Origin of the sequence: Mycobacterium pinniadriaticum (assembly GCF_026242045.1) — a bacterium.
Lineage (GTDB): Bacteria > Actinomycetota > Actinomycetes > Mycobacteriales > Mycobacteriaceae > Mycobacterium > Mycobacterium pinniadriaticum.
In genome coordinates, this window is the sequence record NZ_JAPJDO010000014.1 from 88556 (window position 1) to 103979 (window position 15424).

The following is a 15424-nucleotide window of genomic DNA, read 5'->3' on the forward strand; positions in this document are numbered from 1 at the left end:
TAACCTCTGATCAACCCGGGTTTACCGCGATAGCGCCAGCCTCAGCGCGGCCTTGACGGTCATCGCGGCCGTCACGCCGCCGTCGCAGATGATGTCCGTCCCGGTGAGGTAACCCGGCTTGTCGCCGGCGCAAAAAGCCAGCAACTCGGCGATCTCGGCGGGGCGGCCGAAACGCTTGATCGCGCCGAGTTCAACCAGCGCGCCGGCGCCGGCATCTTCTTCGAGCTTTCCCATCGGGGTGTCGAACGAGCCGGGGGAGACCGACACCACCCGCGCACCTTTGCCGCCGAACTGCGCAGCGAAGGCCTTGCTGTACCAGATGACGAAATTCTTGCTCAGCACGTAGGCCAGTTCCGGACGCATCCTGCCCGGGATCACACTGCACAGCCGCAGCAGGTCTGAATGGAACCGGCCGACGTCACTGAATGCGTGCGTGTACAGATGCCTCGGCGCAAGGATTTCCGGGAGTTGGTGCCCGGCAACGGAAGCCACGTTGACAACGGCCATGCCCTCTTCAGCGATCTCGTAGAAGGCGCTGTTGACCAGAACCGTGCCGACGGCGTTGATCCGAAGGATCAAGTCGGCCGATCCCATGCCCGGGCTCACACCGGCGGTGTGGACCACCGAAGTGATGACGCCCAGCTGTCGAGCAGTGTTCACGAGCCGGCGCACGGACTCACGATCCGTGATATCGCACTCGGCGGCTTCACATTCCACTCCCGCATCAACGAGTTCGCGCTGGGCGGCGTCGAGGCGCCCTCGGTCGACGTCGCTGATGAGCACGGCGCTGTGCCGGCCGATGATATGGGCGGTTGCCAGCCCCATGCCACCGGCCCCTCCCGTGATGACCGCCAGTTTCGGCATCCTAGATATGCCCGTCGAGCGCATAGGTGACCGCCTCGTCGAGGCTCATGGCGCCTCCTTCGTTGTGCGCGCCGGTGAATTCGTCGCAGCCGAGTGCTTCGCGGGCACGGCGCTCACAGTCGGCGTGCAGGTCCTGTAGGCGGGGAAGTGGAACCGCGACACTGCCGACCGCTCGGGCAAGCGCGTCAGCGGCCCCCATCATCACGGTGGCAGCACGCAGCTCTTCCCGTCGCGCGGCTATCCAGGCCAGACCCTCCAGACAACCGGCGGCGTTGCGTTGATCGTCGATTTGTTGCGCAAACCGCAGGCCCTCCTGTAGTAACTCCTCGGCCTGTCCGGTCCTACCGTGCTGCAACCAGCGGATTCCCAACTCCCACAGCGCATATGACCGATAGATCTTCTCGCCTCGAGATGTCGCCAGGGCGAGCGCCTTCTCCTGCCAGCTGAGCGCGCGCCGGGTGTCGCCGGCAAATTCCAGGGCCCAGCCGAGTAGGAGCATCGCATTGACCTGCATATTGGGGTCGTCGCTGGCTTTCAGCGCTTCTTCCAGATGGGTTGTGGCACTGTGGAAGTCGCCACGCATGATCGCCTCGATGCCATCGGCCATCGAAACTCCTGCGTGCGCGACCGGATCATCGGTCTTCTCCACCAGCGCTCGCGCCTCCGCTGCCCGAGCCGCTCCCCCGGACAAGTCGCCGTACAGCGGCATGATCAGCGCAGAGCTGAACAATGCCTGCACCCGATCACGGGTCGGCTCCCGCGGTGCACGATCTAACGCGCGATCTGTCCAGTGCCGCGCCTCGCGCAGCATTCCGCGGCACAGCCAAAAGGGTTGTAGCGCGGCGGCGGTCCCAAGCGCTGTCGTCCCGTCCTCAGACAGACTGAACTCCAGCGCCTCTCGGATGTTCGGCATTTCCCGCCGTATGCGGTCCAGCCAGTCCAGTTGGCGTGGGCTGAACCACCCGTCGAATGCATCGCGTGCCAGCCGCTGATACCACTCGGCGTGCCGAAGCCGCAGATCCCGGTAGTCGGCGTTCTGCTCGATCTGGAATCTGCCGTATTCCCGCAGCGTCTCGAGCAGCCGAAATCGGACGACATTGTTGGATTCGGTCCGGATCAGGATCGACTTGTCGACAAGAGCCGTCACCAAGTCCAAGAACTCGTCTTCGTCCACGTCGGCGCCGCAGACGTATTGCGCCGCTTCGAGTTCGAAAACACCGGCGAAGACCGAAAGTCGTCCCCACAGCCGCTGCTCGGCGGGAGTGCACAGGTCGTAGCTCCACGCCACCGTCCAACTGAGCGCCTGCTGACGTCTGGGTGCTCCGCGGCTGCCGTGCGTCAACACCCGGTACCGATCGGCGAGGCGTTCCAGCAGTTGGTCGAGGGACATGGCACGAAGCCTCGCCGCCGCCAGCTCGATCGCCAGCGGCAGTCCCTCCAGCCGGGACACGATGCCCGCGACCATCGTCTTGTTGTCCTCCGTGAGGTGAAACTCCTGCACCGCAGCAGCCGCCCGCTCACAGAACAGAGCGATCGCGTCGAACTCGCCCAGGGAATCGATTCTGGGGATCCTTTCGATGTCGGGAAACGCCAGTGGCGCAACTACTTCGACGGCCTCGCCGTAGACACCGAGACGCTCGCGGCTGGTCGCCAGGACCCGCAGGTGGGGGCACTCCCTCAACAGTTCCTCGGTCAGCCGCGCCACGTCGGCGACAAGCTGTTCGCAGTTGTCGAGCACCAGAAGCAGCCGGCGCGGGGCCAGGAAGTCGACGAGGACGTCATGTAACGGTCTGGCCGCCTCGTCGCGCAGGCCCAGCCCCGCGGCGACCACGTCGACCAGCAGTGAGCCGTCACGCAATTCACCCATCTCGATCATCCGTACGCCATCGGGGAAGTCGCCCTGGGCCTGGGCCTGGGCCGCCGCCCGCCGCGCCAGCCGCGTCTTGCCGACTCCGCCGAGCCCGATCAGCGTCACCATCCGCGAGGACGCCAACAGCCTTGCCAGCTGGCCCAATTCGACGTCACGTCCGATGAAACTGGTGATCTCGGCCGGCAGACTCCCGTGTACCCGGCGGGCTCGGGCGGGTTGCTTGTCGGCCCGATGTCCATCGGCGGAATCCTGGTCGCCGTCCCGCAAGGCCATCTCGTCGACCGGAAAGCCGTAGGCTGCCTGCACCCGTTGCAGCTCCTCGCCCAGCGCGACGACGGACGGACGATCAGCGGGATTGCGCGACATCGCCTTCTCGACGACGGCGGCGACATCGGCGGGGACACCGCGGTCCCGCAGATCAGGTACCGGATCGCCGGCGATGCGCAGGAACTGTGCGACGATCTGCTCATCGGCGTGGCGTTCGAACGCTGCGTGACCAGTCAGCATCGCGAATAGGCTGGCGCCCAGTCCATAGACGTCCGAGGCTTGGTTGGGGGGATCGCCGGCCAGGATCTCAGGCGCGATGAATGCCGGTGACCCGCTGATGTTGCCTGCCGCGGTCTGGAATCCCCCGGCGATGTGCGCGATGCCGAAGTCGCTCAACGCCGGCTGGCCGTAGGCGGTCAGCAATATGTTCGCCGGCTTGACGTCGCGGTGCAGGATGCCGAGGCGGTGAGCTGACTCCAGCGCACCCGCCATCTTCACGCCGACCCGCAGCGCTTCGTCGAGCGGCAACAGACCCAGCCGTTTGATCCGGTCCTCCAGCGACCCCTGTGCGTGGTACTGCATCACCAGGTACGGATGGTCGCCGGCGGTCTCGCCGACCTCCAGCACCCCGACGATGTTCGGGTGCCCCGTCAGCTTCGCCATCGCGCGCTGCTCGCGCAAGAACCGCTCGCGGTCCTCCTGCAGGTCGGCGGTGAGCACCTTGACCGCGACGATGCGCCCTAGCGCCACCTCGGTGCACCGGAACACGATGCCGAAGCCGCCACGGCCGATCTCGTCGATATCGTCGAATCCGGCGGCGCCCAATTGCCCCTCGATCGACAAGCCGAGGTCCGCTTGCGTCCGGAACGGATCGCTGTCCTTCTCGCCTCCGGCGCGAACATCGGCCTCTTCGGGGTGCTGTCCCGAAGATTGTGATAACCCGATGTCACGCGCTGACGAGATGGGACTTCAACTCCCTACGCAGGATCTTGCCCACCGCATTGCGGGGCAGTTCGTCGAGGAACACGATTTCGCGCGGGCACCTTGTAGCTTGCGAGTTGTTCCCGGACGTGTTGCCTGAGCATGTCGGCGGTGGCCGACGCCGTGGGCTTGAGTACCACGAAGGCTACCCATCCGCAGATGCTTGTCCGGGCGCAAGCCGACCACCGGCCGCGCGTTCCTCAGCGCCCGGACGGCCTCGCGGACGTGGGCTGCGCGTTTGGAGGGTGTGGCCTGCGGTGACCTAGCGGCACTCACCCTAGGATCGGGAGGTGGTGTTGGGCGGCCGAATGGTCCAACGTGGACTGCGCCGCCCTGCGCACCCGGGTGTCGACCTCGGCGCGGAGCCTCCACGAAATTGACGCCTGCGTCGAGTGGACGTGTCCACCTCGGCTAGCCTGGTATGAGAAGCGTCACACCCAGGCGTGTTTTCGCAGGTGGAATACCGTTCCAGCACGCCGGCTGGGAAGGGCTGAGACATGGAATCCAAGCGGTCGACCGCTGCAGCGATCGGGCACGAGCCGCCGTCGCGGACGAAATGGTGGAAATTCCTCAACCCGACCCCCCTCGTCCTGGGAATCACCGAGGCTTGTTCTGCCCTTCCGCTCGTGGGTAAGCGTTTCGAGACGCTCGGCGGGGTAGCCGCGATGGCGTTGTGGGGCTGCCGGGTGGCCCCTGAGATGGTTTCCTACCTGGTGAGTGGAAAGCTGCCCACCGGCGAGCCGAAACCACGCCAGGAGGACCTGCCGCCGGCCCACGAGGTCAGCGCGCAAGCGCTGCAGGGAGTGGTGTCAGCAGAGCGGTTGGACGTCGACTGGCCCGGGCCGGACCGGCTCCCACCGGTGCTCAGGTACCGCGGGAAGCGTCAGCAGTACCTGCACAGATCCTCGGTCAGCTATGGCAGCGCGCCGGGGCAGCTGCTGGAAATCTGGCGGCGCGACGACTTGCCGGCACAGCCCGCGCCGGTTCTGGTCTACGTACCCGGCGGCGGATGGGTACACGGCAAGCGGATGCTGCAGGGTCATGCGCTGATGTCGCACCTTGCCGAGCGGGGCTGGATATGTCTGGCGATTGACTACCGGGTGTCTCCGCACCATCGCTGGCCGCGGCATGTCGCCGACGTGAAAGCCGCGGTCGCCTGGGCTCGTGCCAACATCGCGGAGTTCGGCGGCAATCCCGACTTCGTCGCCGTCGCGGGGTCGTCCGCCGGGGGGGCACCTGGCCGCCCTGACCGGCCTCACCCACGACGACCAGGACTTTCATCTTGACCTGCCACCCCAGGCGGACACCACGGTGGACGCCGTGGTGAGTATCTACGGTCGGTACGACTGGGCCGACCGGTCAACTCCCGAGCGTGATCGGTTCGTCGAATTCCTCGAACACGTCGTCGTCAGGAAGCGGCAGGCGCACGATCCGCATGTCTTCCGCAAGGCGTCGCCGATTGCCCGGGTGCGCCCCGATGCCCCGCCGTTCCTCATCGTGCACGGGAGCTGTGACACGGTGATTCCGGTGGCACAGGCGCGAGATTTCAACGACCGGCTCCGCGACGTGTCGCAGTCGACGGTCGGCTATCTGGAAGTGCCCGGAGCCCAACACGGCTTCGATATGACCGACGGCGCGCGCACCGACTCGGTGATGACGGCGATTGGGATCTTCCTCGACGAGATCCACGAGAGGGCGAGCGCCGGGGTCGCCAGGACCGCCAAGGGAAGGTAGGCAGTTACGCCGTCGAGCGATACTGAGACCGTCACCCCAGAATGGGGAAGCGGCGCCGGGCCGCAAGGCCATCCAACGCGGACTGCATCACCGTGCGAACGTACGTGTCCACGTCGGTGACATCGGGTTCCTTGCCGAACCGTGCGGTGATGTCGATCGGCGCCAGCATCTGAGTGATGATCTTGGAGGGAAACGGCAGGTTCACCGTCCCCACACTCAACCCGAACGGGAAGCCGAACGACACCGGCATCTGCTCGAGGCGGATCAGCCGTTGCAGCCCCAGCGATTTCGCCAGCCAGGTACCGCGGGTCAGGTACAACTGTGTCTCCTGCCCGCCGATGGACACCACCGGAACGATCGGCACGCCGGCTTCGAGCGCGATCGTGACGTAGCCGGTATGGCCGGCGAAATCGATCGTGCTCTGTTCCCAGGTAGGCCGTGCCGCATCATGGGCCGCGCCGGGAAAAACCATGACCGCGGCACCCGAACGCAGCGCCTTGCCGGCGTTGTCGCGGCTGGCCCGAAGCATGCCCATCCGCATCAGGGTCCCGGTGGCCGGCCCGCGGAACAGAACATCGTGACCGAGGACATACAGCCTCCGCTCGTATCCGAACTTCTCGAAGAAGTCGACCCAGAGGACCGGCGCGTCCCAGGCGTACGGGAGCCCGGAATGGTTCGACACGATCAGCGCCGCACCAGAGGGAAACGTCTCCAACCCGCGCACTTGGGAACGAAACCAGATCTTGCACACCGGCCGCGCGAGGCTGACCATCCGCTGCATCATCGCCGGATCCCAGTCGCCGGTGAAGTCTCCCGGACGGGCGATCGTTTCATCTTTGTCGTTCACCACGGACCTCTCCTCGTCTGGCCGATTCGGTGTCCAATACGGACGCCTGTGGAGACCCGTGGAACTGCCGATGAACGACCCGCCATCCGATAGCGTAGTTGTGAGCCACATCCCGGATTACGTGTTTTCCGCAGGCGGGCCGGAAGCGCGACTATCCCGGCCGAGGAGACGGTCAACCATGAAACTCCAGCAAGAGGCAGACGCCACGATCCGGCTGTCGGGCAGCGACACCCACGTTCATCCTCGACGAGCCGATCGAGCCGCAGCACATACTGAAGATCGCGGTCTTCGACGAGGCGTCCAGCCAGCAGCAGTATCGGCGCGAATTGCCGCGGCGGCTGAACACCATCCGGCAGGGACGTGCAGCAGCGCGCGGGAGTGCGCCGGTTCCCCGCTCGCCGTCGATGCTGCGGGACCAGCCGAAGCTGGTGTCAACATCACCGTCTGGAGCTATGCCGGCATGCTCAATTTCGCGGTGTACGGCTGCGTGAGAACCCTGCCCGATGCCGATTTGTTCACCCAGCGAATCCAGGCCGCGTTCGACGAATTACCTTCAGCGACAGGCATTTCAAATCCGAGTGTGGTTGAGAGCCCGCAACGTGCATGACCGTCCGATGCCACGCCGTGATCGTCGCCATCACATTGCAGACGCTGTTGATCCCGCGGTCGTGACGCGGTGACCGGGCCGGTCGCCGCGCACGCTCCGGGCGAGCCGAAACTTCTGCTCGGTGCCTACGACATTGCCAGCCTCGGTTACACCGATGACGAGTACTTCGTCTCGGGATCGGCGTCCGCCTTCGCCTCCGTCGCCGAACTCGGTGCCGATGGTCGTTGGGAGGCGATACCTTCGGGTTCGGCCGACTACACCACCCGGATAGTCGTCTTGAAGCCGTCGGATCCGGCGAGGTTCAACGGAACAGTCGTCGTCGAATGGCTGAACGTCAGCGGAGGCATCGACGCTCCCGCCGTCTGGTTCATGGCGCACCGCGAATTGGTTCGCCGGGGCTATGCCTATGTCGCGGTCTCAGCGCAGCAGGTCGGGATCGAAGGTGGCGCGAGCCTCGGTATGGACATGTCGCTGAAGAAGCAGGATCCCGAACGCTACTGGCGTCTGAACCACCCGGAAGACGCCTACGCCTACGACATCTTCTCTCAGGCCGGCCAGCTGGTGCGTGGCGCGAGGAGCTCTGAAGTCCTGGGTCCACTGAAACCGGAATACGTCGTGGCCGTTGGTGAATCGCAATCAGCGATGTTCTTGACCACTTACGTCAACGCCATCGATCCGATCGCACAGGTCTATGACGGGTTCTTGATCCACTCCCGATTCGGGCCCGCCGCACCGCTGGACGGCACGTCCATATTCGCCCAGCCGGAAGCCGCCGCACCCCGAGCCGTCAAGTTTCGCGACGGTCTGCGCGTCCCGCTGATGACAGTTCTCACCGAAACCGATGTCGTCGGTGGCCTGCGGCCGGGCTACCACCTGGCGAGGCAACCCGACACCGAACGGCTACGGACCTGGGAGATCCCCGGCACCGCTCATGCCGACAACTACACGATTCAGGTCAGCCGTATCGACAGCGGTTTCGCACCCCTGCAGGAACTGGTGGCCGCATACGCGCCGACCGACACACTCATGGGTCAGCGGCTACCGCATTTCATCAACTTCGCCCCACAACACCATTACGTCCTCCAAGCGGCGATCGCCGGCCTGCATGACTGGATCCGCGACGGCACGGCTCCGGCGACGGCCGCGCCGATGGAGCTTGGCGACACCGACCCGCCGCGACCGGTCCTGGATGCAAACGGACTCGCGATGGGCGGGGTGCGCACCCCGTGGGTCGACGTACCAATCGCGCGGACGTCGGGGATCGGCTCCGCCGAGAGCCCGCTGTCGCATCTGTTCGGTTCGGGCGAACCCTTCGACGCTGCCACCCTCACCCGACTCTATCCGGGTGGGGCAACCGAATATCTCGACCGCTTCACGACATCGCTCGATGAGGCAATCCGGTCGGGGTTTCTACTGTCGGCCGATCGTGAAGAGATTCTGCAGCTGGCGGCGGCGACGTATCCGTGACTTTCGGCACTACCCTGCGTCCGGCTAGCGAAGTAGGTTGCGGAGTGTTAGTGGTTCCACGTGCACAGGGGTTGCCATGGTGCTTCGCGCGGTGCTGACCGGAGGAATGACCGCAATCGCCATGGTGGCCGCCGCGCCGGGGGCGAAAGCGGCGGAGTTGGCGGTGAGCAGCCCTGCCTTCGCCGACAACACACCCATCCCGGTGGAGTTCTCCTGTCACGGAGGCAACGTCCCCCCGCCACTGCGCTGGGAGGGCGTGCCGGACGGCGCGGAATCGCTGGCCTTGGTCGTCGACGACCCCGATGCACCCAGCGGGCTCTACACGCATTGGGTGGTCACCGGCATACCTCCGTCGACCACCGAAATCGTCGACGGTGGACTGCCCGACGGTGCGCAGGTCAGCCTCAACTCCACCGGTAATGCGAACTATCTCGGCCCCTGCCCGCCGGCGGGTACCGGCGTGCACCACTATCGCTTTCAGCTGTACGCGCTGAGCAAGCCGTTGGTGTTGGCGCCGACAACACCGGTGAGGCAGGCCACCGATGCGATCAGCGGTGCGGCCATCGCCGCGGCCACCACGGTCGGTCTGTTCGGCGGTTGAGGCCACTTCCCAGGGAGTCAAGACATGGCGGGCAAGTTCGAGATCACCGAGGACGCGGAGGGCCGGTTCCGGTTCTGGCTCAAGGCCGGCAACGGCGCCATCATCGCCACTAGCGAGGATTATGAGTCGAAAGCCGGCGTGAAGAACGCCATTGCGTCAGTGAGAAAACATGCCCCCGATGCTGAGGTGGTCGACCTGTCGGATCACGCCAACTAGGTTGACCGGTCGCCCACGCCGGCCGGGACGCCTGCCACAGCCATCGCCACGATCGCGATGACAGCCCGCAGGACGGTGAGCATACGGCGGACCCCGACCACCTCCGCGTAGATCAAATTTCAGTCGGCCGCCGGGTGTGTGATCGCGTCTTGCACGGCCGTGATTCGGGCGCGTGCGCGCTCGTCGGCGTCCTTCTGCTCTTCCGCGGTGATCACGATGGCATCCGAGCCGGGATATACCGTCGCTTCGTGGCCGGTGGCAAGCCAGCGCACGACGTAGGGCGGCGAGCCGTCTTCGGAGTGCACCTCGGTGATGAGTCCACGCTGATCGTGCTGTTCGGTCGTGGTGCCCTTGATCTCTAACCAGTCCCCGACTTTGGCTTTCATTCCTCGCTCCTTCGGGTCGGATGAACCCATCATGGGTGTGCTCACCGTCACATCAGCAGAGCAGTCGGTCACCGCCGTTGTGGCCGAAAGTCCATCGCGCCGGCCGCACCTGCACTGTCGCTGTGAATCAGCGGGATCCATCGCGATTCCCAGCAACCTCACCTACTCTGGCGGTTTGGAGGCCCAGCGCTTCAGCCAGACGCCATCGAGAACTCTTGGGGGTTTGTCATCATGTCGACCGCTTCGGCTCGCACACGAGGATTGCTCTACGCGGCAATCGGATTGGTGATCGCGGCGGCCCCGGCGGTCGCCGTATTCGCCGGCATCGGCGGTGCTCCACCACGGGTGATGGCCCAGTGTCAGGACACCGATACCGAGGACAGCTTCTCGTTGGACTGCGCCCCGACCATCATCCCCGACACCAGCGACCAGCTCACCGAGGCCGAAGTGGCCGAGCCGGGCTTCAACGCGCATCCCGGTGGTGGCGGCGGCGGTGGCGGCGGTCACCGCTGATCCTTCTGCTGGGCTGATCCGCCCGGGATACCTCGGGCCGTGTGACAACACGGTGTAATGGGCACACGGGGTAGAACCGACGCGGGAGGTCCTCGATGGAGCTGATTTCGCCGACGGATTCGCTGTTCCTGCTGGGCGAGTCCCGCGAACATCCCATGCACGTCGGCGGCCTGCAATTGTTCGAGCTGCCCGAAGATGCCGGCCCAGAGTTCCTGGCCGATATCTATGCCGAGATGCTGGCCCAGGAGGATCTGCAGCCGACGTTCCGTAAGCATCCCGGCGAGCTGTTCGGCGGCATCGCCAACCTCGCCTGGTCGTTCGACGGGGACGTCGACCTCGAGTACCACTTGCGCCGCTCGGCGCTTCCGTCACCGGGGCGGATCCGTGAACTGCTCGAACTCACGTCGCGGTTGCATGGCAGCCTGCTGGATCGGCACCGGCCGTTGTGGGAAACCCACCTGGTCGAAGGGCTCAGCGACGGGCGAGTCGCCGTCTACACGAAGGTCCACCACGCGCTGCTGGACGGTGTCTCCGCGATGAAGCTGATGCGTCGCTCGCTGTCACTGGATCCCCGGGACATCGAGGTGCGGGCACCCTGGAGTCTCGGGCCGCGCAAACGGGCCAAAGAATCGCGCGCCGTGTCGGCGGTGGGCCAGCTCCAGCGCGTGGCCGGATCGATCGCGGGAATAGCCCCCTCGACCTTGATGGTCGCGCGCGCCGCATTGCTGGAGCAGCAGCTGACATTGCCGTTCGGCGCACCCAAGACGATGTTCAACGTTCCCATCGGCGGGGCCCGCCGCTGCGCGGCGCAGTCCTGGCCGATCAAGCGGTTCGTGGCCATCAAGGACGCCACCGGTGTCACCCTCAACGACGTCGTGCTGGCGATGTGTGCCGGCGCCCTGCGCGCCTACCTCATCGAGCAGCACGCCCTGCCCGACCGGCCGTTGATCGCGATGGTGCCGGTGAACCTCCGCTCCGAGGACGACAACTCCGGCGGCGGGAACATGGTGGGCAGCATCTTGTGCTGCCTGGCCACCGACGTCGATGACCCGGCCCAGCGACTGGAGATCATCCACGACTCGATGGCCGGCAACAAGGAGGTGTTCGGGCAGCTGCCCAGGCTGCAGCGGCTGGCCCTGTCGGCGTTCAACGTCGCGCCGATGGCACTGACCCTGGTGCCGGTGCTGGCGGCCGCGGCTGCGCCGCCGTTCAACATCGTCATCTCCAATGTGCCCGGCGCCCGGGAGCCGCTGTACTGGCGCGGGGCCCGATTGGACGGCAACTATCCGCTGTCGATCGCGCTGGACGGCCAAGCCCTCAACATCACGCTGTCCAACAACGCCGACAACCTCGACTTCGGCCTGGTCGGCTGCCGACGCAGCATTCCGCACCTGCAGCGGCTGCTGGGCCAGCTGGAAGACTCGCTGACCGGGCTCGAAGAAGCCGTCGGGGTCTAACCGGAACAAAGAAGCGGCGGCGACCCCTCAGGGCGCCGCCGCTCCGCCTGACCTGCCGTCAGGGGCAGGTGACCTCGATCTCGAAGGGCTTGGTCACCGGCTGCATCGGGTTGGCCATGTCCACACCCGTCGCCGTTCCGGTGATCTTGTAAGTATTGCCGTCCTTGGTGGCGGTCGCTTCGGCCCCACCCGGCACACCCGCGGTGTAGCCCAGCGTCACACCGTTGACGTTGCCCAGGCCGACGGACTGCACCGAGGAAGCGTCCTCGGCCAGCACGGCGGCGATACCGGTCATCGCCTCGCCGATCGCGATGTTCATGTTTCCGCCCGCATTCGCGCAGACGACCTGACCCTTGACGTCCTGCGGCTGGCCATCGATGGTCACCTTGGCACTGCCGGCACCGGCGGTCGCGCTCGGAGACGCGGCCGCGCTCGTTGTCGACGCCTCCGCGGACGTAGTCGTCGCGCTCGTCGTCGACTCTGATTTGTTGTCGCTCTTGGAACACCCGGCCAAACCGGCCACCACGATTGCGGCGCCGGCCACGGTCACCACCATCCCACGCTTCACCGATGTCTCCTTAGGTAGGGGTGATCCGTCGCCATTGACGGATCATCGACCAAAAGTATGGTTCGCGAATTCCCGCTGATGGCAGGAATGGCCGAAAAATTTGCCTGATAGCCGACAACACGAAATCCTCGCCGGCATCCGGCAAATACCGGACAGCGCAGGCAAAGTCGGTATCTTCGGCGTCATGCAGACGTTGCGTACACCCGATGATCAATTTGCTGCAATTCCGAATCTCCCTTATTCGCCGCACTATTGCGAGCTCGATGACAGCGAGGGTGGTCGCCTCAGGGTGGCCTGGATCGAAGGCGGGCCCGCCGACGCCGACCCGGTTCTGATGCTGCACGGCGAACCGTCGTGGTCATTTCTCTACCGCAAGATGATTCCGGTATTGGTCGCCGCCCGCGCCCTTGACGTCCTCGATCTGAGCCGAGACTGCAGTTGTTTGCGCCCGCTCTCGGCGGATGTGTTCATCACCTGCAGTCTGGGCGCTGGTTGAATAACACCGTGTTCTTCACCGTCGATGCCGAGCTGCCCGGCCGTCGCGGCCGCACCGGGGTGATCCACACCCCGCACGGTGATATCCACACCCCGGCGTTCATCGCGGTGGGCACCAAGGCGTCGGTCAAGGCGGTACTGCCCGAGACGATGCGTGACCTCGGCGCACAGGCTGTGCTCGCCAACGCCTATCACCTCTACCTGCAGCCCGGCCCCGACATCGTCGACGAGGCCGGTGGCCTGGGCGCGTTCATGAACTGGCCGGGGCCGACGTTCACCGACAGCGGCGGCTTCCAGGTGCTGTCGCTGGGGGCTGGGTTCCGCAAGGTGCTGTCGATGGACGCCAACCGGGTGCAGGCCGACGACGTGATCGCCGAGGGCAAACAACGCCTCGCCCACGTCGACGACGACGGGGTGACCTTCATCTCGCATCTGGACGGGTCGACGCATCGGTTCACCCCCGAGGTGTCGATGCAGATTCAGCACAAGATCGGCGCCGACATCATCTTCGCCTTCGACGAACTGACCACGTTGGTGAATACCCGCGGCTACCAAGAGGAATCGGTGGCCCGCACCCAGGCGTGGGCGGTGCGGTGCCTGACCGAACACCGCCGACTGACCGCGGAGCGCCCGGAGCGGCCCAGCCAGGCCCTGTTCGGTGTGGTGCAGGGCGCGCAGTACGAGGATCTGCGCCGCCAGGCGTCCCGGGACCTGGCCGGCATCGTCGATGCCGAGGGACGCGGGTTCGACGGCTACGGCATCGGCGGGGCGCTGGAAAAGCAGAACCTGGCCACGATCGTCGGGTGGTGCATCGACGAACTGCCCGATGACAAGCCGCGCCACCTACTCGGGATCAGCGAACCCGACGACCTGTTCGCCGCCGTCGCCGCCGGCGCCGACACCTTCGACTGTGTGTCGCCGTCGCGGGTGGCGCGCAACGCCGCGGTGTACGCGCCGACCGGCCGGTTCAACATCACCGGCGCGCGCTATCGCCGTGACTTCACCCCCATCGACGCCGACTGCGACTGCTACACCTGCGCCCACTACACCCGGGCCTATCTGCACCACCTCTTCAAGGCCAAGGAGATCCTGTCGGCGACCCTGTGCACGATCCACAACGAGCGGTTCGTCATCCGGCTCGTCGATCAGATCCGCGCCTCGATCGGTGCGGGGGAGTTCGACGAACTGCGCGAACACGTGCTCGGCCGCTACTACGGGTCGTGACCCCCGCCGCCCAAACCGACATGTGGGCGGCGAAGTCTGAGTAGATCGCGACAATTCGTCGATCTCGACGCGGCCCGCCGCCATTCAACGCGTGCACAATAGATGGATGACCGCTGCCACCGAGCCGCAAGAGCTGCTGCTGAAACTGCTCGACCCCGCAAACCGGGCCAACCCGTACCCGGTGTACCGCGAGATCCTCGACGGCGGGCCGATTCACCTGCCCGAGTCCACGCTGCACGTCCTGTCCAGCTTCGCCGACTGCGACGAGGTGTTGCGGCATCCCGACTCGTGTAGCGATCGGCTGAAGTCCACCGCCTCGCAGCGGGCCGTCGCGGCCGGCGAACAACCCCGGCCGTTCGGTACCCCCGGATTCCTGTTCCTCGATCCACCGGATCACACCCGGCTGCGCAAACTGGTCAGCAAGGCCTTCTCGCCGAGGGTGGTCAAGGCGCTGGAACCCGATATCGCCGGGATGGTCGACGACCTGCTGGACAAGGTCGCCGAGACCGGGCAATTCGACGTCATTGACAGCCTCGCCCACCCGCTGCCGGTAGCGGTGATCTGCCGGCTATTGGGTGTACCGATCGAGGACGAACCGCAATTCAGCTCCGCATCAACACTTTTGGCACAGGGACTGGATCCGTTCGCCACCTTCACCGGCGAGGCGCAGGGGTTCGAGGAACGGTTGGAGGCCGGGCTGTGGCTGCGGGGGTATCTGCGCGAGTTGCTCGAGCATCGGCGATCGGAGCCCGCCGACGATCTGATGTCGGCGTTGATCTCCGTCGAGGAATCCGGGGATCAGCTCACCGAGGAGGAGATCGTCGCGACCTGCAACCTGCTGCTGATCGCCGGTCACGAGACGACGGTGAACCTGATCGCCAACAGCATCCTGGCGATGCTGCGGCACCGCGAACACTGGACGGCGCTGAGTGCCGACCCCGGCCGGGCTCCGGCCATCATCGAGGAGACGCTGCGCTATGACCCGCCCGTACAGCTGGTCGGCCGCGTCGCCGGCGCCGACATGACGATCGGGACGACGTCAATTCCCAAGGGCGACATCATGATGCTGCTGTTGGCCGCGGCCCACCGGGATCCCGCGGTCGTCGAACGGCCCGACGAGTTCGATCCGGCCCGTGACTCGATCCGCCACCTCGCGTTCGGCCACGGCCCGCACTTCTGCCTCGGTGCCCCGCTGGCGCGGATGGAGGCGTCGGTCGCCCTGTCGGCGGTGACGAAACGATTCCCGGAGGCACGCCTGGCCGAGGAGCCGGTCTACAAGCCGCACGTCACACTGCGCGGAATGGCGCGCCTCGACGTCGCCGTGTGA

13 protein-coding genes and 3 pseudogenes are annotated in these 15424 nt (G+C 65.8%); 10 read left to right on the top strand and 6 right to left on the bottom strand.

Features of this window, described 5'->3' with window-relative positions:
- Positions 1–21 precede the first annotated feature (21 nt).
- The 3 genes and pseudogenes from ORI27_RS17210 to ORI27_RS17220 form a co-directional block, all read right to left on the bottom strand.
- The gene (locus tag ORI27_RS17210; protein WP_323055619.1) at positions 22–888 is read right to left on the bottom strand and encodes an SDR family oxidoreductase; all 867 of its coding nucleotides are present in this window, start codon (positions 886–888) and stop codon (positions 22–24) included.
- Positions 866–3844 carry a protein kinase domain-containing protein gene (locus ORI27_RS17215; protein WP_265998186.1) on the bottom strand — a complete coding sequence of 993 codons (2979 nt, stop codon included), beginning with the start codon at positions 3842–3844 and terminating at the stop codon, positions 866–868. Before ORI27_RS17215 ends, ORI27_RS17210 begins: the two co-directional genes overlap by 23 nt.
- Before the next feature lie 103 nt (positions 3845–3947).
- A pseudogene (locus ORI27_RS17220) lies at positions 3948–4128 on the bottom strand (AMP-binding enzyme); the annotation flags it as partial.
- A 351-nt stretch (positions 4129–4479) separates the two neighbouring features.
- Here ORI27_RS17220 and ORI27_RS33175 point away from each other — a divergent pair.
- Positions 4480–5716 (top strand): annotated as a pseudogene (locus tag ORI27_RS33175) (alpha/beta hydrolase fold domain-containing protein).
- Between the two features lie 31 nt (positions 5717–5747).
- On the opposite strand, the gene ORI27_RS17235 reads toward ORI27_RS33175, so the two are convergent.
- Positions 5748–6563 (bottom strand): lysophospholipid acyltransferase family protein, encoded by an 816-nt coding sequence (locus ORI27_RS17235; RefSeq protein WP_407666337.1) that lies wholly within the window; start codon positions 6561–6563, stop codon positions 5748–5750.
- Positions 6564–6741: 178 nt separating this feature from the next.
- Here ORI27_RS17235 and ORI27_RS17240 point away from each other — a divergent pair, with 178 nt between their 5' ends.
- The 4 genes from ORI27_RS17240 to ORI27_RS17255 all read left to right on the top strand — a co-directional run bounded on the left by ORI27_RS17240 (position 6742) and on the right by ORI27_RS17255 (position 9454).
- Positions 6742–7170 (top strand): WS/DGAT domain-containing protein, encoded by a 429-nt coding sequence (locus ORI27_RS17240; RefSeq protein WP_265998190.1) that lies wholly within the window; start codon positions 6742–6744, stop codon positions 7168–7170.
- Positions 7171–7239: 69 nt separating this feature from the next.
- Positions 7240–8637 (top strand): alpha/beta hydrolase domain-containing protein, encoded by a 1398-nt coding sequence (locus ORI27_RS17245; RefSeq protein ID WP_265998191.1) that lies wholly within the window; start codon positions 7240–7242, stop codon positions 8635–8637.
- A gap of 76 nt (positions 8638–8713) precedes the next feature.
- Positions 8714–9238, top strand: coding sequence for a YbhB/YbcL family Raf kinase inhibitor-like protein (locus ORI27_RS17250; RefSeq protein ID WP_407666338.1), 525 nt, complete (start codon positions 8714–8716; stop codon positions 9236–9238).
- 24 nt (positions 9239–9262) lie between these two features.
- Positions 9263–9454 (top strand): YegP family protein, encoded by a 192-nt coding sequence (locus ORI27_RS17255; RefSeq protein ID WP_265998192.1) that lies wholly within the window; start codon positions 9263–9265, stop codon positions 9452–9454.
- A gap of 119 nt (positions 9455–9573) precedes the next feature.
- On the opposite strand, the gene ORI27_RS17260 is transcribed toward ORI27_RS17255, so the two are convergent.
- Entirely contained in the window at positions 9574–9840 is a 267-nt protein-coding gene (locus tag ORI27_RS17260; protein ID WP_265998193.1) for a DUF1918 domain-containing protein, read from the bottom strand.
- 231 nt (positions 9841–10071) lie between these two features.
- Here ORI27_RS17260 and ORI27_RS17265 point away from each other — a divergent pair, with 231 nt between their 5' ends.
- Both ORI27_RS17265 and ORI27_RS17270 read left to right on the top strand, forming a co-directional pair.
- Positions 10072–10353 (top strand): hypothetical protein, encoded by a 282-nt coding sequence (locus ORI27_RS17265; protein WP_265998194.1) that lies wholly within the window; start codon positions 10072–10074, stop codon positions 10351–10353.
- Positions 10354–10448: 95 nt separating this feature from the next.
- Positions 10449–11810 carry a WS/DGAT/MGAT family O-acyltransferase gene (locus ORI27_RS17270; RefSeq protein ID WP_265998195.1) on the top strand — a complete coding sequence of 454 codons (1362 nt, stop codon included), beginning with the start codon at positions 10449–10451 and terminating at the stop codon, positions 11808–11810.
- Between the two features lie 58 nt (positions 11811–11868).
- Here the strand turns inward: ORI27_RS17270 and ORI27_RS17275 are convergent, their stop codons facing one another.
- The gene (locus ORI27_RS17275; protein ID WP_265998196.1) at positions 11869–12378 is read right to left on the bottom strand and encodes a lipoprotein LpqH; all 510 of its coding nucleotides are present in this window, start codon (positions 12376–12378) and stop codon (positions 11869–11871) included.
- Positions 12379–12562: 184 nt separating this feature from the next.
- Here ORI27_RS17275 and ORI27_RS17280 point away from each other — a divergent pair.
- From ORI27_RS17280 to ORI27_RS17290, 3 genes and pseudogenes are all read left to right on the top strand, one after another.
- A pseudogene (locus tag ORI27_RS17280) lies at positions 12563–12778 on the top strand (haloalkane dehalogenase); the annotation flags it as partial.
- Between the two features lie 92 nt (positions 12779–12870).
- Positions 12871–14097 (top strand): tRNA guanosine(34) transglycosylase Tgt, encoded by a 1227-nt coding sequence (gene tgt / locus ORI27_RS17285; protein ID WP_265998197.1) that lies wholly within the window; start codon positions 12871–12873, stop codon positions 14095–14097.
- A gap of 106 nt (positions 14098–14203) precedes the next feature.
- Complete coding sequence (locus ORI27_RS17290) at positions 14204–15424, top strand: cytochrome P450 (protein WP_265998198.1); 1221 nt, start codon at positions 14204–14206, stop codon at positions 15422–15424.

Excerpts from the sequence above, each read along its gene's own strand:
- ORI27_RS17260 (WP_265998193.1), bottom strand. The coding sequence starts at position 9,840 with ATGAAAGCCAAAGTCGGGGACTGGTTAGAGATCAAGGGCACCACGACC.
- ORI27_RS17210 (WP_323055619.1), bottom strand. The coding sequence starts at position 888 with ATGCGCTCGACGGGCATATCTAGGATGCCGAAACTGGCGGTCATCACG.
- ORI27_RS17240 (WP_265998190.1), top strand. The coding sequence starts at position 6,742 with ATGAAACTCCAGCAAGAGGCAGACGCCACGATCCGGCTGTCGGGCAGC.
- ORI27_RS17270 (WP_265998195.1), top strand. The coding sequence starts at position 10,449 with ATGGAGCTGATTTCGCCGACGGATTCGCTGTTCCTGCTGGGCGAGTCC.
- ORI27_RS17265 (WP_265998194.1), top strand. The coding sequence starts at position 10,072 with ATGTCGACCGCTTCGGCTCGCACACGAGGATTGCTCTACGCGGCAATC.
- ORI27_RS17290 (WP_265998198.1), top strand. The coding sequence starts at position 14,204 with ATGACCGCTGCCACCGAGCCGCAAGAGCTGCTGCTGAAACTGCTCGAC.
- ORI27_RS17255 (WP_265998192.1), top strand. The coding sequence starts at position 9,263 with ATGGCGGGCAAGTTCGAGATCACCGAGGACGCGGAGGGCCGGTTCCGG.
- ORI27_RS17250 (WP_407666338.1), top strand. The coding sequence starts at position 8,714 with ATGGTGCTTCGCGCGGTGCTGACCGGAGGAATGACCGCAATCGCCATG.